The 21,680-nt window shown below is 71.6% G+C and carries 19 protein-coding genes; 10 read left to right on the top strand and 9 right to left on the bottom strand.

Going from position 1 to position 21,680, the window contains the following annotated elements; genetic code table 11:
* The first annotated feature begins 101 nt into the window (after nucleotides 1–101).
* The 3 genes from LUU90_RS18380 (at nucleotide 102) to LUU90_RS18370 (ending at nucleotide 2,635) form a co-directional block, all read left to right on the top strand.
* Nucleotides 102–467, top strand: a complete 366-nt coding sequence (locus tag LUU90_RS18380) for an ArsR/SmtB family transcription factor (protein WP_275005140.1) — start codon at nucleotides 102–104, stop codon at nucleotides 465–467.
* A 48-nt stretch (nucleotides 468–515) separates the two neighbouring features.
* Complete coding sequence (locus tag LUU90_RS18375) at nucleotides 516–1,622, top strand: low molecular weight phosphatase family protein (RefSeq protein WP_275005139.1); 1,107 nt, start codon at nucleotides 516–518, stop codon at nucleotides 1,620–1,622.
* 260 nt (nucleotides 1,623–1,882) lie between these two features.
* Nucleotides 1,883–2,635, top strand: coding sequence for a VOC family protein (locus LUU90_RS18370; protein WP_275005137.1), 753 nt, complete (start codon nucleotides 1,883–1,885; stop codon nucleotides 2,633–2,635).
* A gap of 1 nt (nucleotide 2,636) precedes the next feature.
* Here LUU90_RS18370 and LUU90_RS18365 read toward each other — a convergent pair whose 3' ends face one another.
* The gene (locus LUU90_RS18365) at nucleotides 2,637–3,314 is read right to left on the bottom strand and encodes a uridine kinase (protein ID WP_275005135.1); all 678 of its coding nucleotides are present in this window, start codon (nucleotides 3,312–3,314) and stop codon (nucleotides 2,637–2,639) included.
* Between the two features lie 230 nt (nucleotides 3,315–3,544).
* Between LUU90_RS18365 and LUU90_RS18360 the strand changes: the two genes are divergently transcribed.
* Nucleotides 3,545–4,225 carry a hypothetical protein gene (locus LUU90_RS18360; protein WP_275005133.1) on the top strand — a complete coding sequence of 227 codons (681 nt, stop codon included), beginning with the start codon at nucleotides 3,545–3,547 and terminating at the stop codon, nucleotides 4,223–4,225.
* On the opposite strand, the gene LUU90_RS18355 is transcribed toward LUU90_RS18360, so the two are convergent.
* The 5 genes from LUU90_RS18355 to LUU90_RS18335 all read right to left on the bottom strand — a co-directional run bounded on the left by LUU90_RS18355 (nucleotide 4,200) and on the right by LUU90_RS18335 (nucleotide 8,997).
* On the bottom strand, nucleotides 4,200–4,682 hold the full coding sequence (locus LUU90_RS18355; protein WP_275005132.1) for a CoA-binding protein: 483 nt from the start codon (nucleotides 4,680–4,682) through the stop codon (nucleotides 4,200–4,202). The two genes, LUU90_RS18360 and LUU90_RS18355, sit on opposite strands and share 26 nt — an antisense overlap.
* The gene (locus LUU90_RS18350; RefSeq protein WP_275005130.1) at nucleotides 4,679–6,001 is read right to left on the bottom strand and encodes an O-acetylhomoserine aminocarboxypropyltransferase/cysteine synthase family protein; all 1,323 of its coding nucleotides are present in this window, start codon (nucleotides 5,999–6,001) and stop codon (nucleotides 4,679–4,681) included. The genes LUU90_RS18355 and LUU90_RS18350 overlap by 4 nt, the downstream gene beginning before the upstream one ends.
* Nucleotides 6,002–6,048: 47 nt before the next feature.
* Nucleotides 6,049–6,945 (bottom strand): ABC transporter permease, encoded by an 897-nt coding sequence (locus LUU90_RS18345; RefSeq protein WP_275005129.1) that lies wholly within the window; start codon nucleotides 6,943–6,945, stop codon nucleotides 6,049–6,051.
* Nucleotides 6,938–7,909 carry an aliphatic sulfonate ABC transporter substrate-binding protein gene (locus tag LUU90_RS18340; RefSeq protein WP_275005284.1) on the bottom strand — a complete coding sequence of 324 codons (972 nt, stop codon included), beginning with the start codon at nucleotides 7,907–7,909 and terminating at the stop codon, nucleotides 6,938–6,940. Before LUU90_RS18340 ends, LUU90_RS18345 begins: the two co-directional genes overlap by 8 nt.
* A 170-nt stretch (nucleotides 7,910–8,079) precedes the next feature.
* A complete protein-coding gene (locus LUU90_RS18335) occupies nucleotides 8,080–8,997 on the bottom strand; it encodes an ABC transporter ATP-binding protein (protein ID WP_275005127.1) in 918 nt (305 codons plus the stop codon).
* Nucleotides 8,998–9,231: 234 nt separating this feature from the next.
* Between LUU90_RS18335 and LUU90_RS18330 the strand changes: the two genes are divergently transcribed.
* Entirely contained in the window at nucleotides 9,232–12,711 is a 3,480-nt protein-coding gene (locus LUU90_RS18330; RefSeq protein WP_275005126.1) for a S41 family peptidase, read from the top strand.
* Between the two features lie 21 nt (nucleotides 12,712–12,732).
* On the opposite strand, the gene LUU90_RS18325 is transcribed toward LUU90_RS18330, so the two are convergent.
* A complete protein-coding gene (locus LUU90_RS18325; RefSeq protein WP_275005124.1) occupies nucleotides 12,733–13,500 on the bottom strand; it encodes a class I SAM-dependent methyltransferase in 768 nt (255 codons plus the stop codon).
* A gap of 273 nt (nucleotides 13,501–13,773) precedes the next feature.
* Here LUU90_RS18325 and LUU90_RS18320 point away from each other — a divergent pair, with 273 nt between their 5' ends.
* From LUU90_RS18320 to LUU90_RS18300, 5 genes are all read left to right on the top strand, one after another.
* Nucleotides 13,774–14,697: a cation diffusion facilitator family transporter gene (locus tag LUU90_RS18320; protein WP_275005122.1), complete on the top strand. Its 924-nt coding sequence runs from the start codon at nucleotides 13,774–13,776 to the stop codon at nucleotides 14,695–14,697.
* A 7-nt stretch (nucleotides 14,698–14,704) separates the two neighbouring features.
* Nucleotides 14,705–15,652: a helix-turn-helix transcriptional regulator gene (locus LUU90_RS18315; protein WP_275005121.1), complete on the top strand. Its 948-nt coding sequence runs from the start codon at nucleotides 14,705–14,707 to the stop codon at nucleotides 15,650–15,652.
* An 80-nt stretch (nucleotides 15,653–15,732) separates the two neighbouring features.
* Nucleotides 15,733–16,530 carry an amino acid ABC transporter substrate-binding protein gene (locus tag LUU90_RS18310; protein ID WP_275005119.1) on the top strand — a complete coding sequence of 266 codons (798 nt, stop codon included), beginning with the start codon at nucleotides 15,733–15,735 and terminating at the stop codon, nucleotides 16,528–16,530.
* A 44-nt stretch (nucleotides 16,531–16,574) separates the two neighbouring features.
* Nucleotides 16,575–17,234: an amino acid ABC transporter permease gene (locus LUU90_RS18305; RefSeq protein ID WP_275005118.1), complete on the top strand. Its 660-nt coding sequence runs from the start codon at nucleotides 16,575–16,577 to the stop codon at nucleotides 17,232–17,234.
* Nucleotides 17,221–18,078, top strand: coding sequence for an amino acid ABC transporter ATP-binding protein (locus tag LUU90_RS18300; protein WP_275005116.1), 858 nt, complete (start codon nucleotides 17,221–17,223; stop codon nucleotides 18,076–18,078). The genes LUU90_RS18305 and LUU90_RS18300 overlap by 14 nt, the downstream gene beginning before the upstream one ends.
* An 88-nt stretch (nucleotides 18,079–18,166) precedes the next feature.
* On the opposite strand, the gene LUU90_RS18295 is transcribed toward LUU90_RS18300, so the two are convergent.
* Entirely contained in the window at nucleotides 18,167–19,147 is a 981-nt protein-coding gene (locus tag LUU90_RS18295) for a Gfo/Idh/MocA family protein (protein WP_275005114.1), read from the bottom strand.
* Nucleotides 19,148–19,255: 108 nt separating this feature from the next.
* Complete coding sequence (locus tag LUU90_RS18290; RefSeq protein WP_275005112.1) at nucleotides 19,256–21,580, bottom strand: immune inhibitor A domain-containing protein; 2,325 nt, start codon at nucleotides 21,578–21,580, stop codon at nucleotides 19,256–19,258.
* Nucleotides 21,581–21,680 lie beyond the last annotated feature (100 nt).

Below are 21,680 nucleotides of genomic sequence, written 5' to 3'. Positions count from 1 at the left end.
TTCCCGTCACCATCTTCTCTGTCAGCTCTGGTCAGATCGAAGGATCTCGATGTGTTACCCAGAACATATCCATGAACTTCAATGCGTGGCAAGATGGAGACATGACGACGACCGCACTCGAGCTCGCACCTGCCGCTCCGACGTCCGGCCCGTGCTGTGCACCCCTCGTGCGGGAGGCGGCCGACCCGGCGGCCGCCGCCGACCTCGCCCGCTCCTTCAAGGCGCTCGGCGATCCGACGCGCGTGCGGCTGCTCTCGATCGTCGCCGCGCACGACGGTGGCGAGGCCTGTGTGTGTGACCTCACCGAGCCCGTGGGGCTGAGCCAGCCCACCGTGAGCCACCACCTGAAGATCCTGGTCGACGCCGGACTGCTCGCCCGGGACCAGCGCGGCAAGTGGGCCTACTACTCGGTGGTGCCAGGTTCGCTCGACCGGCTCGGTGCGCTGCTCAGCGAAGCAGCGAGGTAGCCTCGCTCCTGGCGCTCGGCCACCCCGCCGTCGGCCAAGGAGATCCCCATGACCCCGGACGAGCTGCGCTCCGCGCAGAAACTGGCGATGGCCAACCCTGAGCGGTTGCGCCTGCTGGCTCGTATGCTCACGCACCCCGCCGGTCGGACGACCGCGGCGGACCTCCTGCGGTCCTCGGCACCCGACGAGCTGCCGCGAGGTGCCGAGGTGCGCGACGTCGCGAAGGTGGAGCGGGAACTCGACGCGCTGGCCGCGGTGGGCTTGGTCGCCGTCGTCGGACCGGCGCCGGCGAACGGGCCGGTGCCCGACGGGCGGGTCGACGAGCCCGGCCGCCAGCCCGTGCCCCTGTACCGGGTGTCCGCGCGGGGTATCTCGCGGTTCGGCGCAGCAGCCCTCGCGGCGCCCCGGCACCCGGGCGAGGCAACGCTCGACGTGCACGACCACGAGGCACTGCTCGCCCGGCTGACCGAGACCCTCTCCGCCGAGTTCGCCGCGAACGCGGGTGCGGAGACGGTGGATCGCCTCGTGCGCGAGTGCTACTCGTCGCTGAGCGAGCAGATCGGGCCCTTCGAGCACCTGCCTGCGCTGACCGCGTGGCTCGCCACCGACCGCCTCGCCGCCATGGCCGAGGTGACGCACGGCTCACCGCGAGACGTGCTGTTCGTCTGCGTCCACAACACCGGCCGGTCCCAGATCGCGGCTGCGGTCACCCGGCGCCTGGCCGGCGACCGGGTCCGTGTGCGCACCGCCGGCACACGGCCGGTGGCCGAGCCCAGCGCGATGACGGAGACGGTCCTGGCGCGCCGGGGCCTCGACGGGCTCATCGAGTTCCCGCGCGAGCTGACCGACGACATAGTGCGCGCGTCCGGCGTGATCGTGACCATGGGCTGCGGCGACTCCTGCCCCGTCTACCCGGGACGGCGCTACCTCGACTGGCCCCTCGACGACCCGGCGGGCCGTCCGGTCGAGGAGGTCGAACGGATCGTCGACGACATCACCGCCCGGGTCCGGACGCTCCTCGCGGAGATCGACGCCGCTGACGAGGCGGACTCCGTCGGCGACCGACGCACGTCGGCACTGCCGCAGGTGGCCCGGAACGAGTGGTCCGCGGTCGCGCCGGCGCTTGACGCGGAGGGTCAGCGGAAGGCGCGGTAGCCGGTCGGCTCGACGTCGGGACCCCACGTCTCGAGAAGCCCAGGCCGCGGCGTCGCGCATGACCCGCCGGTCGCGACCACCCTATTCACAGGCCTGTGCACAAAGCCTGTGGATAACTTCGGCCACCGGTCCGGGCGACGTCGTCGCAGGTGGCTTCCGTGGCCGGCGGTGTCTCTGGGCCGCGCGGTGGGGAGTGTCAGTGGCTCGGTGCACAGTGGTGGCACGAGCATTCTTGAGACGACCTCTTGAAGGGCTGAGTCATGACCGAACCAACTTCCGCCGACCCCCAGGCCGCCCGGCCCACTCCGGGCGGGATCGGCACCCTGGACACCGTGGTCCTGGACGTCCCCGACCTCACGGTCGAGGCGAACTTCTGGAAGGCGCTGCTGGACGGCACGGTGTCGAAGGCCGACGACGACTGGATCACCGTCGTCACCCCTGACCGATGGGGCGTCGCGTTCCAGCTGGCGCCCGACCACGTGCCGCCGCAATGGCCGGGGCAGGAGCACCCGCAGCAGGCACACCTCGACCTCTACGTCCCCGACCTGGCGGCCGGGAGCGCCCGTGCGGTGGAGCTCGGGGCCACCGTGCTTCGGGAGGGCGAGCAGTGGATCACTCTCGCCGACCCGGCCGGGCACCCCTTCGACGTGTGCCTCAAGGAGGACGCGGACGGCGTCACCGTCATGGGCACCACCTTCGACTGCCCCGACGCATCGGCGCTCGCCCGGTTCTGGTCGAGCGTGACGGGCGATCCGGTCACCTACGACGCCGACGGTGTCGCCATGCTCGGCGGGCCCAAGCCGCTGCTCTTCCAGTCCGTGGAGGGGTACAACCCACCGCGGTGGCCCGATCCCGCGTACCCGCAGCAGCTCCATCTCGACATCGAGGTACCCGACCTCGACGCCGGCGAGGCAGCGGTCCTGGCCCTGGGTGCGACGCGTCTTCCGAGCCACGACGAAGGTTTCCGGGTGTTCGCCGATCCGGCGGGTCACCCGTTCTGCCTGGTGCGCTGACTCAGGTGTGCACGAGGGCCGGGTGGTCCGGGTGGTCGACCCGGACCACCAGGTCCGGCACGCCCTCGATCTCCTCGGCGTAGCGCTCGTAGGCGGGAATCGTCCAGGCGGCATCGGCTGGTGTCCGACGCCGGAGTGTCGGGGCCTTGAGCGCGAGATGCACGACGAGGTCGACGTCGAGTCCTCGGCCGACGGCGAGCGCCCCGTCGAGCACGAGGACGGTCCCGGGGGCCACGTGTGCGTAACCGACCCGGGTGGCGCGGTCCGTGTCCGGGTCGCGCAGGCTCGGCAGGTACTCCCGTCGGTCGACGGCGCGCGTCAGCACCTCACGGTTCAGCGCCCCCACGTCGATCCAGCCGTCGAGCAGGCTGTCCGGATCCTCGCGTCCCCGTTCGAGGCGCAAGGAGCGCGGGCGGAGAAAGTCCCTGACACTGACCCGGCCCGTGGGGCGGCCGGCGGCCTCGAGCGGCGCGACCAGCGCATCGGCCAACAGCTCAGGTTGCGTCGACGGGTGACCGTCCAAGAGCAGACGGAGCGCCGGGCCAGGTTCCCGCCGCTCTGCCGAGCCGTCGGCCCGCTCTGCCGACACCTCGGCCAGGCCTGCCGCGCGGGCAAGGGCAAGATCGGTGATGCGCTCGACGAGCAGCACCTCACTGACCGGTTCTACGCGTGTGCTCATCGTGGAACGACTCTAAGGCGTGCGCACGACGGAGTGGCCGATGGTCCGACCGGTCCGAAGCCCGACTCTCGGGACGGACTTCCAGCAGGGCGAGCCCGACCACAGGGCACGTTGTCGCCCCCTCGTCCACAGATCGTCGAGCACTGGCTCCCCCACGCTCCGGACCGTCCGAGGATCGTGCCGAGACAGGTGCGAAGCACCGACACACGGGCCGTCCGGCAGGGGGACACATGGCAGGAGCGCAGAACGTCCAGTCAGCATCGGTCGTCGACCTGGGCGCGCACCGACAGGAGCGGGACCGGCGGCAGGCGCTCGGAGCCACCGCCGGTCAGGAGGACTCACCCGGCTGGCTGCTGCGCCCGCCTGCCTACCGGGTGGTGGAAAGTCTCGCGCCCTGGGCGGGGCTCGCTGACGGCGGCAGCTTCGCCGCGCTGCTGGGCGACCCGATCGACGCCTACCTGATCCGCACGACATTCCCGGCCCTGGCCCTGGCACGTAGCTTCTGCGGTGGTCCGACCCTCGAACAGGTCACGCTCGCCATCACCCGGGATCCGCGGCGGATCAAGGCGCGCGTGTGGGTCGGCGGCTACGGGACACCGGACGAGGGCATCAGCGTCGCCGCGGTCTACGTGCAGTTCGCGGGCGATCCAGGAGACGCCGACGCCGGGGCCGGTCGGCATCCCTCGCTCTGCGCGTGGCTGGCCGACCAGCTCGGGCAGGACGGCGCCGGACCTTCCTGGCCGGAGCCCGACGAGATCGCCCCCGACCGGACGGACGTGCGCGAGCCCGGCAGCTGGTGGCGGCTGCGCTGGGGTCCGTCGCGCACGCCGCACGTCCGGGTGCCGCGCGTCCCACCGCCGCACGCCGTCCCGCCGGCGTCCGGCGCTAGCGGTCCGCGCGCCGGGAGCTGATCACGCCGGTGTCAAATCCCGCCAGGTGCAGCCCGCCGTGGAAACGCGCGTGCTCGATCTTGAGGCACCGGTCCATCACCACGTTCAGGCCGGCGTCCTCGGCCCTGCGAGCCACGTCCTCGTGCCAGGAGCCGAGCTGCAGCCAGAGCGTCCTGGCGCCGACCGCCAGCGTCTCGTCCAGCACGCTCGGCAGGTCGTCGTGCCGCCGGAAGACGTCGACCAGGTCGGGCACCACCGGCAGGTCCGCCAGGCTCGGGTACACGGGGTGGCCCAGGATCTCGGTCGCCCGCGGGTTCACGAAGTACACGTCGTACGGGGAGGAGGAGAGCAGGTATGTCGCCACGAAGTAGCTCGCTCGCGCCGGGTTGGCCGACGCCCCGACCATGGCCACCGAGGTGGTCGAGCGCAGGATCCGCAGTCGCTCCTGGGCGCTCGGGCCCTGCCACGTCTCGCTCATCGGTTCACTCCGGTCGCCTTGGTCAGAGCCTGGTCGAGGTCCCAGAGGATGTCCTCGACGTCTTCCAGGCCCACAGAGATGCGGATGAGGTCCTCCGGTACACCGGCCGCCTCGAGCTGCTCGCCCGACAGCTGCTGGTGCGTGGTCGACGCCGGGTGGATCACCAGGGTCCGCGAGTCGCCGACGTTCGCCAGGTGCGACGCGAGCTGCAGCGACTCGATGAACAGGCGTCCGGCGCCGCGGCCGTCGAGGGACGTGTCACCGCCCGCTGCGACCTGGAGGCCGAACGCGAACACCGAGCCCGGCCCGAGCGGCAGGTATTTACGCGCCCGTTCGTGGTGCGGGTGCGACGGCAGGCCGGCCCAGAGCACGTACGAGACGCGCGGGTCCGCGTCGAGCCACTCGGCCACGGCACGGGCGTTCGCGAGGTGTGCGTCCAGGCGGTGCGGAAGAGTCTCAATGCCCTGCAGCAGCTGGAACGCCGACTGCGCCGAGAGCGCGGGGCCGATGTCGCGCAGCTGCTCGGACCGCAGCTTGGTGAGGAACCCGTACTCGCCGAAGTTCGCCCACCACTGCACGTTCCCGTAGGACGGGACGGGCTCGGTCATCTGCGGGAACTTGCCGTTGCCCCAGTCGAACCTGCCGGACTCCACGACCACACCACCGAGCGTGGTGCCGTGACCACCGAGGAACTTCGTCACGGAGTGGATCACGATGTCGGCACCGTGCTCGATGGGCCGCACCAGGTACGGCGTCGCGAGCGTCGCGTCCACGACCAGCGGGATGCCCGCGGCGTGGGCCACCTCCGCGAGCCCTTCGAGATCGGCGACCTCGCCCGACGGGTTCGCCACCACCTCGGTGTACAGCACCTTGGTCTCGGGCGTGATCGCTGCCGCGTAGTCCGCGGGGTCGGTGCCGGGTACGAAGGTCGTCTCGACGCCGAAGCGGCGCAGGGTGACATCGAGCTGCGTCACGGTCCCGCCGTACAGCTGGGCCGACGCGACCACGTGGTCCCCGGCCCCGACGAGCGCGGCGAACGTGATGAACTCGGCCGACATCCCGGACGCCGTCGCGACGGCGCCGATGCCGCCCTCCAGCGAGGCGATCCGTTCCTCGAGCGCGGCGACCGTCGGGTTGCCGATGCGCGAGTAGATGTTGCCGTACTTCTGCAGCGCGAAGAGGTTCGCGGCGTCGTCGGTGTCCTGGAACACGAACGACGTGGTCTGGTAGATCGGCACCGCCCGTGCCCCGGTCGCCGCGTCGGGGATGCCCCCGGCGTGGAGGGCCCGCGTGCGGAACCCGAAGGTGTGCTCGGTCATCGTCCTGCCTTCCGCTGAAGAGTTCTCGCCGGTGGTGCGCGAGGTCATCATGCCCACCTTCGCAGGAGTCGCCGCTCGGCCAGGCCGATCAGGGCGTCGGTCAGCTTGCCCAGCACCGCGAGCAGCACGATCGCCAGGAGGATCCGGTCCACGCGCCCGTTCTGCTGGGAGTCGTTCAGCAGGAAGCCGAGCCCCATCGAGGACGCGATGAGCTCGGCCGCGACGAGGAACAGCCATGACTGCGCGAGGGCGAGGCGCAACCCCGCCACGAGCGACGGCAGCACAGCGGGCAGCTGGACCACCGACAGCAGGCGCAGGCCGCGCAGCCCGAAGGCCCGCCCGGCCTCCACCAGGTGCGGGTCGACGTGCCGCAGTGCGGCAGAGATCGTCGTGTACACGGGGAAGAACGCGCCGATCGCGATGAGCGTGATCTTGGACTCCTCACCGATCTTGAGCCACAGGATCAGCAGCGGGACCCACGCGAGCGACGGCACGGCGCGGATCGCCCCGAGCGTCGGCGCGAGGAGGAGGTCACCCAGCTTCGACAGACCCACCAGCGAGCCGATGGCGAGACCGGCCGCCGCGCCGACCGCGAACCCGATGAGCACCCGCTGCGTCGAGATCGCCACGTGGTGCCCGAGCTGGCCGCGTTCGACGAGGTCCACCGCCGCTTCCCACACGGCGGCCGGGCCGGGCAGCTGGTACGGCGGGACGAGCCCGGCCGCCGTCGTGCCCCACCACACCGCGAGCAGCGCGAGCGGGACGAGGAGCCCCAGCGCGACCCGGCCGAGCCGGCCGGCACCGCCGCGCCCGGCCCGGCCCGCCGCGGCCGCGGCGTCGACGGTCGACGCCGCGACGGTCGACGCCGCACGGGCCGAGACCGCGGCCGCGGGCACCGCGACATCAGCGGGCCGGTCCGCGTCGCCCGCCGGGCTGTCACTCATCCGAGGCCACCGCCTCCTGCGCGAACTCCGGCGCGAAGAGCTCATCCACGGCGGTGTCGATCTGCTCCTGACCGGGCACGTCGCCCGACTCCACGAAGATCGGCCCCACGACCTCCAGCACCTCGCGCTGCTTGTCGCCGGGGACCGGGTCGAGGTCGAGCACCGTGCGCTCCTCGATCACCGTGGCCGCGACCTCCGGATCGATCGACGCGACCTCGGCGAGCAGCGCGGAGAGCTCCTCCGGGTGCTCGAGGGCCCAGGCCCGCGCTCGCTCGTACGCGTCGACCACTGTCTGCGTCACGTCCGGGTGCTCGTCCACGAACTCCTCGCGCGCATTGAGGAAACCGTAGGTGTTGAAGTCGATGTTCCGGTAGATCAGCTGGTCGCCGGACTCCGCCTCGGCCGCCGCCATGATCGGGTCGAGACCCGCCCACGCGTCGACGGAGCCGTTGTCGAGCGCGGCGCGTCCGTCGGCATGCTGCAGGTTCTGCACCTCGACGTCGTCGAGCGCGATCCCTGCCTCGTCCAGCGTCTGCAGGAGGAAGAAGTACGGGTCGGTGCCCTTGGTGGCCGCGATCGACGCGCCCTCCAGGTCCGCGACGTCCTTGATCGCCGAGTCGCCCGCCACCACGATCGCCGACCACTCCGGCTGGCTGTAGATGTCGACCGTCCGGATCGGCGCCCCGTTCGCACGGGCCAGCAGTGCCGCCGAGCCGGCCGTCGAACCGAAGTCGATCGCCTCGGCCCGCAGGTTCTCGTTCGCCGTGTTCGACCCGTCCGACTGCACCCAGGTGACGTCGACGCCGTCGAGCTCGTCCTCGAGCCAGCCCTGGTCCCGGATCACGAGGCTGAGCGGGTTGTACGTCGCGAAGTCGATGTTCAGCGTGTCGGTGCTCCACTCGCCGGCACCCGCGGTGCCGGCCGCGGCGGAGCCCTCGCCCGCCACACAGCCGCTGAGCGCCATCGACACGACGGAGGCCAGGGCCAGGCCGGGCATCAGCCCGGACCGCTTCGGTCCGGCGCTCTTCGGGACGCTGTGCTTGCGGTTGCGCATGACTTCTTTCCTCTCGCTGCCCGACGTCGGTCGGCGGGCTGGTTCTGTCAGGTTCAGCTCTGGTCCGGACGCGGCAGGCCTCAGTGCCGGCTGTGGTGGGTCGGCACGCCGAGGCCCTCGAGCAGCTCGGCGCGCAGGTCGGCCAGGTCGCGGTCGGCGCGGTCGCGCGGTCGGTCACCCGGCACGTCGACGATCCGCGCGATGCTCGACACCCGGTCGCCGACCCCACCGTGCACCGCACCGTCGGCGCCGCCGTCGACCCTGCCGGCGGCGTCGGACAGGGTGCGCAGGAGCACCACGCGGTCGGCGAGGTAGAGCGCCTCCTCGACGTCGTGCGTGACCAGGAGGATGGTGGCGGGCTGCGCGGCATGGACGTCGAGCAGCAGGTCCTGCATCCGTAGCCGGGTCAGCGCGTCGAGCGCGCCGAACGGCTCGTCGAGCAGGAGAACACCGGGGTTACGGGCCAGCGCCCGGGCGAGCGAAGCGCGCTGTGCCATGCCGCCCGACACCTGGCGCGGCCGCAGCCCCGCCGACGCAGCCAGCCCGACCAGGTCGAGCAGCTGCGCCACACGCGCACGCCCGGCGTCCTTCGCCGTGCCGGGGGGCAGGCCGAGTGCGACGTTTCGCGTGAGCGTGCGCCACGGCAGGAGGCGCGGCTCCTGGAAGGCGACGGCGGTGCGGGGGTCTGCCCCGACCACCGGCGTGCCGTCGATGGTGACGCGGCCCGAGGTCGGCGCGTCCAGACCGCTGACCTGGCGCAGCAGGGTCGATTTGCCGCAGCCGGACGGCCCGAGCACCGCGACGATCTCGCCCGGAGCCACGTCCAGGTCGACACCGCTCAGCACGGTGTGCGCCGCACCGAACCGGCGGGCGATGCCGTCGAGCCGGACGGGCAGCGCCGGGAACGCGGCGGAAGCTTCAGCGGGGACGTCGGCAACGGGCCGGGTAGTGGTCCGGGTGTTGAGCCGGGCCCCGGACTGTGCTGTGGGCAGAACCATCGATGTCCATCCCTAACGATCGGCCGTGCAGGAGGGCTGTCGCTGTGCACCGTGGTGGCCGGACATCCATTGCCAGGCGCTGTCGATGCGCCTCATAGAACAGGACGATGCGTGGCGCACACCAGACCGTTTCATGATGTGAGACCACGATGTGGACGGGTCGGTGAGGCGCTCACGCGCTGCCCTGAGCGATTTCCGATGACGTGTGTCAGAGCGCGCGAGTACGTTGAACCGGTGACCCAGCCCTATCTCCGGTTCCCCCATATCCATGGCGACCAGGTGGCCTTCATAGCCGACGACGACGTCTGGCTCGCCCCGGTCTCCGGCGGCCGCGCGTGGCGCCTGACCAGCGATCACGCGCCCGCGACCACCCCGCGCTTCTCCCCCGACGGCACACGCCTCGCCTACGTGTCGCACAAGGACGGGCACCCCGAGGCCTACGTGGTCGAGCTCGCCGACGGCGCCGCTCGGCGCCTCACCTGGCTCGGCGGGACCACCACCATGGTGCTCGGCTGGGACGACGCCGGCCGGGTGCTCGTCGCCTCCAACGCCGGCGCGCACGAGCGTTCACTGACCGTGGTGCGCGCGGTGGGCCTCGACGGCACCGTCGAGACGCCGCGCTACGGACCCTCCTGGGGCGTGGCGGAGCACCAGGGTCCGGACGGCACGCGCACGACGGCCCTCGTCTCCGCGGGCTACCGGACGCCGGCCTACTGGAAGCGATACCGCGGCGGCACGGCCTCGGTCCTGTGGATCGACCGTGGCACCGGCACCTGGGAGCGACCGCTGCCCGACGAAGAGGCCGGGATCTACGACCCGCACTGGATCGGCGACACGCTGGTGTTCACGTCGGACCGCGGCGCCACGTTCCCGGACCACGCCGACGAGCAGGCGAACCTCTGGGTGCTCGACGGCCTCGCGACCAGCGCGGAGGCTCCGGAGCCGCGACAGCTCACCGGCCAGTCCGAGGCGGAGGGCTACGTCCGCGACGCGACCTCCGACGGCTCGCGCATCGTGTGGCACAGCCGCGGCGACCTGTGGCTGCTCGACGGGCTGGACGGCACGCCGCGCCGGCTCGACATCACGCTCACGGGCGCACTGCCGCAGCCGTACTGGGCCGATCCGGAGTCGACCTCTGCCGGCGTCGACGGCCTGGCGGTCGACCGGACCGGCGACGCGAGCGTCGTCGGCTGGCTCGGCACCGCGTACTGGGTGACTCATCGGGCGGGGCCGGCCCGAGCGCTCGTCGCCGACCCGTCGGTCCGCGTGCGGGAGCCCGTGCTGCTGGGCGACACGGGGCGCGCGGTGGTCGTGACGGATGCGCCCCGCAGTACCGCGGAGGGCGTGAGCCGGGAGGACGCGCTCGAGGTCCATGCCCTGCCCGGCGCATCCGGCGGCACCCCCGACGCCGAGCCGCAGCGCCTCGCCGCGGGCGAGCTCGGCCGGGTGCTGCACCTCGCCGCCAGCCCCGCGGGTGACAAGGTGGCGGCCATCTCGCACGACGGCCGCATCAGCCTCGTCACCATGCCGGCCGTGGCCGAAGCAGGCACCGACGGCCCCAACGGAACCGGCGCCGCCAGTGGCGACGCCATGGCACCCGGCACCGTCACCCCGCTCGGCAGGTCCGGCAACGGCGAGGCGGAGTCACCCACGTTCTCCCCCGACGGGCGGTACCTCGCCTGGTCGAGCCCTACGGGCAGCGAGGGCGACCACCACCAGATCCTCGTTGCGGACCTGCATGCCGACAGCCCGGTGGCCACGCCGCTGACGTCGGGCCGGTTCCACGACTTCTCGCCGGCGTTCAGCGACGACGGCAAGTACGTCGTCTTCCTCTCGGACCGCACCTTCGACCCGTCCTACGACTCCCACGAGTTCGCCCTCTCGTTCAGCGCCGCCACCCGCCCTTGGCTCATCCCGCTGGCGGCCACCGAGCCTGCGCCGTTCGGCCCCAGTGCCGACGGCTGGCGCCTGGCCAGGCCCGACGACAAGGACGGCGGCAAGGACCCGGGTAACGACGCCGACGCGGCCGACGGCACGACGGCCGGAGCGACCGACACGAAGCGGAACCCGCACCAGCACGACGACGCCTCCCCCGACATCGACTTCGACGGTGCCGAGGAGCGCGTGGTGCCGTTCCCGGTCGTGTCGGGCCGCTACCGCAACCTGCACGCCGCCAAGGGTGGTGTGCTCTGGATCCACGAGACCGACGACGCCGGTGTGCTCGGCTCACGCCACGCCGGCGCGGAGGCCGACCCGGTGCCCAACGTGCTGCAGTTCTGGTCGTTCGAGGCACGCAAGGCGACGGACGTCGCGGAGAAGGTCAACGCCTACGCGGTGTCGGGCGACGGCGAGCGGGTCGTGATCCGCTCCGGGTCCGGGCTCAGCACACAGTCGGCGACGAGCAAGCCGGGCGACGACGACCCCAGTGCGTTCGATATCGACCTCTCGCGCGTCCGCTACGAGGTGGACCCTCGCGCGCAGTGGCGCCAGATGTTCGACGAGAACGCCCGCATCATGCGCGACCACTACTGGCGGGCGGACATGAACGGCGTCGACTGGGACGGCGTGGTGGGGCGGTGGCGTCCGCTGGTCGACCGGATCGCCACGCATGACGACCTCGAGGACGTGCTCTGGGAGACCGTCGCCGAGCTCAACACGTCGCACGCCTACGTGCGCAGGCCGCACGAGCCGGGTGACACGTCCCGCAAGCTCGGTCTGCTCGGGGCGGACCTCTCGAGGGCCGCCGACGGCTGGCGGATCGACCGGGTCCTGCCGAGCGAGTCGTCCGACCCGGGAGCGCGGTCGCCGCTGCGGGCCGCCGGGGTCGACGCGCAGCCGGGCGACCTGATCGTCGCCGTGGACGGGCGGCCCGTGGACCCGGTGGCCGGACCGGCGGCGAACCTGGTCGGCGCGGCCGAGATCCCGGTCGAGCTGACCCTGCGGCGACCCGCGGCGGGAGGGGACGGCACCGCGACCACCACGACCGAGGGCCGGGCATCGGCCGACCGCCGGGTCGTCGTCGTGCCGCTCGCGAACGAGTCCGACCTCCGCTATCAGGACTGGGTGCGGTCGCGGCGTGAGTACGTCGCCGAGAAGTCGGGCGGCCGCCTCGGGTACGTGCACGTCCCGGACATGATGAGCACCGGCTGGGCGCAGCTCCACCGCGACCTGCGGCTCGCCACCGACTGCGAGGGCATCATCGTGGACGTGCGGTTCAACGGTGGTGGCCACACGTCGCAGCTCGTGATCGCGCGCCTCGCCGCGCGCGTCGCCGGCTGGGGCCTGAACCGGCACTACGACCGCCCCAGCTCCTACCCGGACCGCGCCCCGCGCGGACCGGTCGTGCTGGTGACCAACGAGTACGCCGGGTCCGACGGCGACATCGTGAACGCGGCGGCGCAGGCACTCGACGTCGGACCGGTGATCGGCGTCCGGACCTGGGGCGGTGTGGTCGGCATCGACGGCCGCTTCGACCTGGTGGACGGCACCGGGATCACCCAGCCGCGGTACGCCTTCTGGCTCGAGGGCAAGGGGTTCGACGTCGAGAACCACGGCGTCGATCCCGACATCGAGGTGCGGCACACGCCGGCGGACTACTTCTCCGACGTCGACCCGCAGCTCGAGGCCGGCATGGCCGAGGCGTTCCGGCGACTCGCGGAACGGCCCGCCGCGGCGGCGCCCGCGATGCCGGAGCCTCAGGTGCGCCGCCGGTAGTCCCCCGACGTCTCGGGCCGGTCAGGCTCGCGTGGCCTGGACGAACGCCATCGGCCCGAAGCGGTGCTCCACACGCTCGACCTCACGGGCGCCGGTGAACCCGGCGTCCGTGAGGAGGCGCACCAGGTCGCTCGGGCCGTGCGCCCGCGGCTTCCCGTGCCCGTGCGACTTCCCGTGTCCCCGGAGCCTGCCGTGACCGTGCTCATGACCGTGCTCGCGACCGTGCTCATGACCGTGACCGGCCCCGTGCCCATGCGCCCCGGCATCCGCGTCCTCATCCGCGTCGTCCGAGCTCCCGAAGTCCACGATCGTCACCGTCCCGCCCGGGCGGAGCGCCCGGAAGGCCTCGCGCGCGAACAGGAGCCGTCCCTCCTCGGGTACGTGGTGCAGCGCGAGCGCGGACACGATGTGGTCGAGCGACCCGTCGCCGGTCGGGAGCCGGTCGGCGAACCCCTGGACAAGCGTGAGCGGCATGCGGCGCCGGGTCGCCTTGCGGGCGGCGACGCGCAACGCGGCGGCGTCGGGGTCCAGGCCCGTGACCCGGGCTGCCGGCTGTGCACGCAGCACGGCGAGCGACAGGTTCGCGGTGCCGCAGCCGACGTCGAGCACGGACTCCCCGGGCGCGACGTCCGCGAGCGCCGCCGCCCGCTCGTGCAGGGCGCGCACTCCGGCGCCCTGGGCGAACAGGTCGTAGAACGGGAGCAACCAGGGCTTGCCCATCCCCGGCAAGAACTCGCGCTCGCGTTCCTCGGGGGTGCGCTTGTCGAGGATCTGCACTGTCGTGCTCATCCGGGGTGCCTTCCGTCCGGTGGTGAAGCGACTGGTTCCACGGTCCCGCGGCGCGGGTCCCGCTGCACACCAGCATCGGACGTCCTGCGGGGCGCGGACAGGACGTAAGTCGGTGACGATCGCACGATCCTCGGTTCGAGCCCGGTCTCCGCGAGCCGGTCCGTACTCACGTCGGCGCGCGGGCGACCAGTCTGCCGACCAGTCTGCCGACCAGTCGGGCATCCGCACCGGGACGGCGGTAGCGTCGAACGGGTCACGACGGAGGGGGAGCGCATGGCGCGGGATCGGGCTGGCTCGGGGCTGACCGTGGTGATCGCCTTCGCCGCCAACTTCGCGGTGGCGACGGCCAAGTCGATCGCCGCGGTCCTCACGGGGTCGGCGTCGATGGTGGCCGAGGCCGCACACTCGTGGGCGGACACGGGCAACGAGGTCTTCCTGCTGATCGCCGAGCGGAAGGCGAGCCGGGCGCCGGACACGAACCGCCCCCTCGGTTACGGCCGGGAGGCCTACGTCTGGTCCATGCTGGCCGCGCTCGGGCTGTTCGTCGCCGGCGGTGCGGTGTCGGTCTATCACGGCATCCAGGAGTTCGACGCGACGGGCGAGACCGGTTCGTACACGGTCGGGTACATCGTGCTCGCCGTCGCGTTCTGCCTCGAAGGGGTGTCGTTCGTGCAGGCGTACCGCCGCACCAGGGCGGAGGCCCGGGCCCTCGGGCGGGACCTCCTCGACCATGCGCTGGCCACCTCGGACCCGACCCTCCGCGCGGTGCTCGCCGAGGACGCCGCGGCGCTCGTCGGTCTGGTCATCGCGGCAGGCAGCATGGCGTTGCACCAGGTCACGGGGGACGGCCGGTACGACGCGATCGGCTCGATCCTGGTGGGCGTGCTGCTTTGCGTCGTGGCGGTGGTGCTGTTCGACCGCAACCGGCGGTTCCTGACCGGTGAGGTGGCCGACGAGCGGATCCATCAGGCGGTCCGGGAGCGGGTCGAGGCCCTGCCCGGTGTGCAGCGGGTGGGCCACCTGCGCCTGGAGTTCGTCGGACCGCGGCAGATCCTGCTGGTCGCGAGCATCGACCTGCCCGGCGACGAGTCCGAGTCCCACGTGGCGGTCCGGCTGCGTGACCTCGAGCAGCAGCTCGAGCGCGTCCCGCAGATCGTCGACGCCGTGCTGACCCCGGCCGTGCCGAGCGACCGGTGAGGTGACGATGACAGCATCCTCGGGCGACGCCGCGAACGACGCGCGCTCACAGGCCCGCCTGCGCACGGTGCGCCCGGACGGCACGCCGGTGTACCGGCACCAGGCACGCCCGGGCACGCCGCCGATGCAGGTCACCCGGATCGACTTCGAGGCCGGTCACCCGCACCTGGAGCCGGACCACCGGCACGCGCACGACTTCCTCGTGCTCGTGTACGTCGAGCGCGGCGGCGGCACGGTGGCACTGGGCAACCACGACACCCCGCTGCGCGACGGCGACGTGCACGCCATCCCGCCCGGGCAGGCGATCGGTTCGGCGGCGCTCACCGACCTGCACCACTGCCGGGCCTGGAGTGTCGCCTTCACGCCGGACGCCGTCCCCTCGCTCGCCTCGGTCTCACCCCTCGCCTGGGCACACCACCCGATCCTCTCGCTGTTCGCGCTCGCGACGCCGCCCGCCGGGTCGAGCGCTCGTGTCCCGGTCGCCGAGCGCCCCCGCTGGGCGGAGTGGCTGACGGAGCTCCAGGAGGAGCTGGCGGAGCCGGGCCGGCTGGGAGCGCGCGACGCCGCGGCGGCCCTGCTGACGCGGATCCTGATCGGGGCGGCACGGCTGGCGCCGTCGGCCCCGGCACCTCCGGACCCACTGGTGACGCGGGTCTTCGACGAGATCGAGGCCACGTTCCGCGAGCCGGTGTCGGCGTCCGACGTCGCACGGGCACTGGGCTACACGCCCGGCCACCTGACCACCGTGGTCCGCGAGCGCACGGGCCGCACCCTGCTCGAATGGATCACCGAGCGGCGCATGACAGAGGTGCGGCGGATGCTCCGCGACACCGACCTGCCGCTCGGCGTCGTCGCCGCACGCACCGGTCTGCGCGACGCGACGTATCTGGTGCGGCGGTTCAAGGACCGGTACGGGACCACGCCCGACCGGTGGCGCCGGGGCGAGCGTGTGTGAGTTCCCGCCGACTATCAGTTAGTTTTGGGTCGCGCATCGGCAATGTCGATGCGTGTCAACCGTCGAACGGAGCTTTCACCATGTCTCGCAACCGCGCCCTCCTCACGGCCGCCGCAGCCTCCGCTGCCCTCCTGGCCCTGACCGGCTGCGGCAGCTCCGGTGAGCCCGGTGGCGCGGGCGAGGAGCTCGGCCTGGTGTCGGGCGACACACTGACCGTCGCCACGGAGGGCACCTACCGGCCGTTCAGCTACCACGACGAGTCGGGCGAGCTGGTCGGTTACGACGTCGAGGTCGCCGAGGCAGTCGCCGGGAACCTGGGTGTCGAGGTCACGTTCGAGGAGACACAGTGGGACGCGATCTTCGCCGGTCTGGACGCGGGGCGCTTCGACACCATCGCGAACCAGGTGACGATCACCCCGGAGCGTGAGGCCGACTACGTCTTCTCGACGCCGTACACGGTGTCGACCGGCGTGCTCGTCGTGCCCGCTGACAACAACGACATCACGAGCTTCGCCGACCTCGACGGCAAGACCACCGCCCAGTCGCTCACGAGCAACTGGAACGAGCTCGCCAAGGAGAGCGGCGCCACGGTCGAGGCCGTCGAGGGCTGGGCGCAGGCGGTCGCCCTGCTGGAGCAGGGCCGCGTCGACGCGACGATCAACGACAGCCTGACCTACCTCGACTACGCCAACACCGAGGACGCCTCCGGCATCAAGGTCGCCGCGGAGACCGAGGAGGAGTCGCAGTCGGCGTTCGTCGTGACGCCGGAGCGCGAGGCTCTCGCCGAGGCGATCGACGGCGCCCTGGAGGACCTGCGCGCCGACGGTACCCTCGCCGAGCTGGGCGAGAAGTACTTCGGCGAGGACGTCTCGGAGTGAACCCGCGCGCGACACTTCTCCGCTGACCGCGGGGAGAGGGATACATGGACTGGCAGCTCGTCGCCGACTCGTTCTGGCCGCTCCTGCGGGGCGGCCTCGTCGGCACCATCCCGCTGGCCCTCGCGTCGTTCGCGATCGGGCTGGTGCTCGCACTCGTCGTGGCGCTCCTGCGGCTGTCGCCGAACCCGGTGCTGTCATGGGTCGGCCGCGCGTACGTCTCGCTGATCCGCGGCACACCGCTGCTGGTACAGCTCTTCATCATCTTCTACGGGCTGCCGCAGCTCGGTGTCCGGTTCGACCCCTGGCCCGCCGCGATCATCGCGTTCTCGATGAACGTCGGCGGCTACGCGGCCGAGGTGATCCGTGCGGCGATCCTGTCCGTGCCCAAGGGACAGTGGGAGGCGGGCTGGACGGTGGGCATGTCGCCGGTCCGGACGCTCAGCCGGATCATCCTGCCGCAGGCCGCGCGCGTTTCGGTGCCGCCGCTGTCGAACACGTTCATCTCGCTGGTCAAGGACACGTCACTGGCCACGGTCATCCTGGTGACCGAGATGTTCCGCAAGGCGCAGGAGATCGCCGCGTTCTCCAACGAGTTCATGGTGATCTACACCGAGGCGGCCCTGATCTACTGGATGTTCTGCACGGTGCTCGCCACCGGCCAGAACGCGATCGAGAAGAGGCTGGACCGGTATGTCGCCCACTGACCCGTCCGATCGACCCGAGCCCTCCGATCGCCCCGTACCCGACACGCTGCTGACCGCCCGCGGCATCGAGAAGTCGTTCGGCACCAACCACGTGCTGCGCGGCGTGGACCTGGAGGTTCGGCGCGGCGAGGTGATCGCGCTGATCGGCCCGTCAGGCAGTGGAAAGACGACGGTGCTCCGCTCGCTCAACGGACTGGAGACACCCGACGCCGGGCTGGTCCAGGTCGCCGGCGGGCCCGTGGTGGACTTCGGTGCCCAGGCCGCCGCCACGACCGGCGCCTGGGCGGGCCGGCGCGCCGGAGCCCGCCGGGCGAAGGCGGACCGGGCCGCCCTGCGCGACCGGTCGGCGATGGTGTTCCAGCACCACAACCTGTTCCCGCACCGCACGGTGCTGGAGAACGTGATCGAGGGCCCCACGCAGGTCAAGCGGATCCCCCGCGCGACGGCGGTCAACCGTGCTGAGGAGCTCCTGGCCCGCGTGGGGCTCGAGGACAAGCGCGACGCCTACCCGCACGAGCTGTCCGGCGGCCAGCAGCAGCGCGTCGGGATCGTGCGCGCGCTGGCGCTCGAACCGGACCTCCTGCTGTTCGACGAGCCGACGTCGGCCCTCGACCCCGAGCTCGTGGGCGAGGTCCTGACCGTGATGAAGGAGCTCGCGGACGAGGGCTGGACCATGGTGGTGGTGACGCACGAGCTGCAGTTCGCGCGTCAGGTCGCGGACGAGGTGCTGTTCCTCGACGGCGGTGTGGTGGTCGAGCGTGGCGCGCCCGCACAGATCTTCTCCCAGCCGGCCGAGGAGCGGACGCGCCGCTTCCTCGACCGGATCCTGCACCCGCTGGACTGACCCACCTTCGAGGTCTAAGTGCCTTCGCTCTGAACCGTTTCAGAACGGAGAAACTTAGACCTCGAAGGGGGTGGAGACGGCGGAGAGGCTACTCCCCCGGGTACTTCAGGCCGATCTGCTCGCGGATCGTGTCCAGCGTGCCCATGATCGCCACGGTCTCGGCGCGCGACAGCAGCGGGCTGTCGAGCTCGCCGGCCGCGACCAGGCGCTCCGCCTCGGCGGCCTGGAAGTGCATGCCGCGGCCCGTGACCTCGGCGGTGAACGTCTCGGTCTCGGTACCCGCGGCGTCGTACACGTGGACCGTCGCCGGGTTGTACCAGACGGCGTCGATCTCGATGCGGCCCTCGGTGCCGAGGATCGACGCCCGATTGGGGCCCTTCGTGTCCGAGGCCGAGATCGTCGTGGCGACCCGGGCGCCGTCGTACCCGAAGATCGTGGCGATCGTCGCGTCCGCGCCGGTCTCCTTGAACGTCGCGTGCGACTGGATGGTGAGCGGCTCGCCGAACACGTCCCACGCGAACGAGACCGGGTAGATGCCCAGGTCGAGCAGCGAACCGCCGCCCAGGGCCAGGTCGTTGATGCGGTGCGTGGGGTCGTCGGAGAGGTCCTGGGTGTGGTCCACCATCAGGGTCCGCACCTCGCCGAGCACGCCCGACGCGATGATCTCGCGCACGCGCGCCATGTGCGGCAGGAAGCGGGACCACATGGCCTCCAGCGCCACGAGGCCCTTCTGCTCGGCGAGCTCAGCGATCTCGCGCGCCTCGGCGGCGTTGACGGTGAACGGCTTCTCGACCAGCACGTGCTTGCCGGCCCCCAGCACGAGCTTCGCGGCCTCGGCGTGCATCGGGTGCGGCGTCGCGACGTAGACGATGTCGACCTCGGGATCGTTCACGAGGTTCTCGTACGAGCCGTGTGCCGTCGGGATGCCGAAGCGGTCGGCGAACGCTCGCGCCTTCTCCAGGGATCGTGACCCCACCGCCTGCACGGTGAAGCCGTTGTCGTTCAGGTCTGATGTGAAGCTCGCGGCGATCCCGCCGGCCGCCAGGATGCCCCATCGCAGGTGTGTCATGCGTTCGAGCGTAGTGCCCCCTGTGCCGCGGTAGTCACCTGGCGAGGTGGTCGTGCAGCGAGGTAGTCACCCAGTGCGAACTGGGTGACTACCTCGGCGGGGTGCGGGTCAGTTGACCCGGATGATCATCTGGCCGCGCTTCGTGTCCTGGGACAGCACCTTGATGGTGGTGCCGGTGCCGCCGACCTTCACGGAGTTACCGGGGTTCTCCTTGTCCCAGTACGCCTCGGGGTCGGTGTCGTCGAACTTCCACACCGGCGCCTGCTTGCCCTGGACCAGCGTGGTCAGCTCGGACTCCGACACCTCGCGGTGCAGCGAGAGCTTGTCGGTCTTCTGGAGGCCGAACGTCGCGTCGAAGGACTGGATGCGGTTGCGGGCGATCGTGCCGTCCGACCACTTCATCACCTGCGGGCGGGCATCGACCGGCAGCGCCTGGCCGTGGCCCGGGTGCTGGGACACGTTGTTGTCGCCGTACAGGCTGTTGACGTACCAGATCAGCAGACCGTCCTGATACGGGTAGTGCTCCACCTTGTCGCTGTTGCTGAAGTTCCAGCCGAAGTTGTACGGCCCCGTCCTCAGCGTCGTGTCGTAACCGCCGTACACACGGTTCTCGGCGACGTAGTAGTGGCTGTACGCGACCTCGTAGGTGCCGTCGGCGCCGACCGGCACGAAGCCGTCGACGGTCCAGTCGGCCGTGTCCGTGAAGTCCTCGGTCAGCGCGTCACCCACGGCGACGTCGTCCACCGCGATGCCGGTCTCGTTGGCGCCGCCGTCGCTCGAGTAGCGGAAGCGGACCGACGCCGTCTGGCCGGCGTACTCCGCCAGGTCGGCCGTCAGCTCGACCCAGGCGCCCCCCGAGGTCCCGGTGATGCCGCCGCCCGGGTTGGTGCCGTTCGGGTCGTCCTCGGTGGAGAGGTTGCTCGGCAGGGCGGTCCAGGACGCGCCGTCGTCCGTGGACACCTCGACGAACGCGTAGTCGTAGCCCTCCTCGATGGCGTACCAGACCTGGGCGCTCAGGGCGCCGTCGGCGGCCACCGTGAACGACGGCGAGGCGATCGTGTTGTTCAGGTTGTTGCCCGTACCGGAGTAGACGAACTCGCCGTCGAACGGCTCGACGCCGTGCGGCTCGGCGCCGAGGTCCACCTGCTCGACGCCGTCGGGCAGGTTGACGATCGCCGCCTGCGCGCGCGTGGTGGCGTGGTACGACGGGCCGAGCTTGACGCGCTCCGTCTCGCCGGGCTCCACCGTCTCGTAGTCGAGCCAGCCCAGGAACAGCTTCTCGGTGGCGCCCATGTGGTTCGGCGTGGTGCCGATGGTGCCGTCGCCGTGGCCCAGCCACGAACCGGAGCTCATGAGGTTCCAGTAGCCGGTGCCGTTCTCGCCGCCAGCGGTGTCGTAGTAGTCCGGCAGCCCGAGGTCATGGCCGAACTCGTGCGCGAACACGCCGAGGCCGCCGTTCTCCGGCTCGGTCGTGTAGTCACGGATCCACAGGTCCGAGTCACCGATCTTGATGCCGCCGAGCTTGGCGAAGTCAACCGGGCCGTCCGAGCCCTGGCCACCCTGGTTCACGGACCAGCGGTGGGACCAGATGGCCGACTCGGGTGCGCCGGCCTCCTCGCCCTCGCCGGCGTGGATCGCCTGGAAGTGGTCGATGTAGCCGTCCGGCTCCGACGTGATGCCGTCGCCGTCCGCGTCGTAGCGGTCCCAGACGTCGAACGACTTGAGGTAGGCGTCGATCTCCTCGGCGGACTTGCCCGCGGCGACCTGCTGCTCGTACCAGGCGTCGGCCGTGTCCTGGATGAACCGCGTCATGTCCTCGCCGGACTCGGTGGTGCCGTAGGAGGCTGTGCTGTACGGCACGGTGACCCAGTCCGACACGTCACCCTGCAGGTCGAACCGGCCCGACGACATCTCGTCGTAGACGCCGGCGAACGACTCGCCGCCCTGATCCTCCAGGCCGGTGAAGAACATCTCCATGAAGTGGTCGCGGGAGAAGTCCGGCTCCCAGTAGGTGGAGTTGTCGTCCGCCGCGGGTTCCGGGATCTCGTTGTGCGACGGACCCGCCGGGGCATCCGGGTAGCGCTCGTCCACCTCGTCCCCGAAGTCCACCAGGATGCTGAAGAGCTGCGCCGTCTCCTCGACGCCGTACTCCACGTACTCGCGCGGAGAGATCTCCACGACCTTCGAGGCGCGGTCGCCCTTGCCCCGCGTCTCGACCTTCGCCTCACCGGTGGCGACCATGTCCACGGCGGTCTGCCGCTTCTCGGTCTGCTTCTCCGCGAGGGCGTCGGGACGGTTGTCCTCCCTGGTGGGCGCCGTCTGCTGGGGCGCCTCGTCAGCGGGGGGCGCCGCCGAAGCGGTGGTGATCGGTACGACGGCGGCGGAGAGCAGCAGAGCAGCTCCCGCCCCGACGGCACAGATGCGTGGGTTCATTTTTCCTCCGTGAAGAGTTGCGGCGTCCGGGACGAGGAGGTGATTCGGGTCGCCGGACCTGCGGGACAACTTTGTCCATCAGGGATGAAAGCAGGGAAAT

The sequence above is a fragment of the Promicromonospora iranensis genome (genome assembly GCF_028994775.1).
GTDB lineage: Bacteria > Actinomycetota > Actinomycetes > Actinomycetales > Cellulomonadaceae > Promicromonospora > Promicromonospora iranensis_A.
Note: the sequence above shows the minus strand (reverse complement) of the source record. Positions and strands in the feature narration are given on the sequence as shown.

What these genes read in the sequence shown, in the direction of transcription:
- LUU90_RS18350 (WP_275005130.1), bottom strand. Translation starts at nt 6,001, where the DNA reads ATGACCGAGCACACCTTCGGGTTCCGCACGCGGGCCCTCCACGCCGGG.
- LUU90_RS18375 (WP_275005139.1), top strand. Translation starts at nt 516, where the DNA reads ATGACCCCGGACGAGCTGCGCTCCGCGCAGAAACTGGCGATGGCCAAC.
- LUU90_RS18335 (WP_275005127.1), bottom strand. Translation starts at nt 8,997, where the DNA reads ATGGTTCTGCCCACAGCACAGTCCGGGGCCCGGCTCAACACCCGGACC.
- LUU90_RS18360 (WP_275005133.1), top strand. Translation starts at nt 3,545, where the DNA reads ATGGCAGGAGCGCAGAACGTCCAGTCAGCATCGGTCGTCGACCTGGGC.
- LUU90_RS18310 (WP_275005119.1), top strand. Translation starts at nt 15,733, where the DNA reads ATGTCTCGCAACCGCGCCCTCCTCACGGCCGCCGCAGCCTCCGCTGCC.
- LUU90_RS18380 (WP_275005140.1), top strand. Translation starts at nt 102, where the DNA reads ATGACGACGACCGCACTCGAGCTCGCACCTGCCGCTCCGACGTCCGGC.
- LUU90_RS18305 (WP_275005118.1), top strand. Translation starts at nt 16,575, where the DNA reads ATGGACTGGCAGCTCGTCGCCGACTCGTTCTGGCCGCTCCTGCGGGGC.
- LUU90_RS18320 (WP_275005122.1), top strand. Translation starts at nt 13,774, where the DNA reads ATGGCGCGGGATCGGGCTGGCTCGGGGCTGACCGTGGTGATCGCCTTC.
- LUU90_RS18345 (WP_275005129.1), bottom strand. Translation starts at nt 6,945, where the DNA reads ATGAGTGACAGCCCGGCGGGCGACGCGGACCGGCCCGCTGATGTCGCG.
- LUU90_RS18340 (WP_275005284.1), bottom strand. Translation starts at nt 7,909, where the DNA reads ATGGCGCTCAGCGGCTGTGTGGCGGGCGAGGGCTCCGCCGCGGCCGGC.
- LUU90_RS18325 (WP_275005124.1), bottom strand. Translation starts at nt 13,500, where the DNA reads ATGAGCACGACAGTGCAGATCCTCGACAAGCGCACCCCCGAGGAACGC.
- LUU90_RS18370 (WP_275005137.1), top strand. Translation starts at nt 1,883, where the DNA reads ATGACCGAACCAACTTCCGCCGACCCCCAGGCCGCCCGGCCCACTCCG.
- LUU90_RS18315 (WP_275005121.1), top strand. Translation starts at nt 14,705, where the DNA reads ATGACAGCATCCTCGGGCGACGCCGCGAACGACGCGCGCTCACAGGCC.
- LUU90_RS18295 (WP_275005114.1), bottom strand. Translation starts at nt 19,147, where the DNA reads ATGACACACCTGCGATGGGGCATCCTGGCGGCCGGCGGGATCGCCGCG.
- LUU90_RS18290 (WP_275005112.1), bottom strand. Translation starts at nt 21,580, where the DNA reads ATGAACCCACGCATCTGTGCCGTCGGGGCGGGAGCTGCTCTGCTGCTC.
- LUU90_RS18300 (WP_275005116.1), top strand. Translation starts at nt 17,221, where the DNA reads ATGTCGCCCACTGACCCGTCCGATCGACCCGAGCCCTCCGATCGCCCC.
- LUU90_RS18365 (WP_275005135.1), bottom strand. Translation starts at nt 3,314, where the DNA reads ATGAGCACACGCGTAGAACCGGTCAGTGAGGTGCTGCTCGTCGAGCGC.
- LUU90_RS18355 (WP_275005132.1), bottom strand. Translation starts at nt 4,682, where the DNA reads ATGAGCGAGACGTGGCAGGGCCCGAGCGCCCAGGAGCGACTGCGGATC.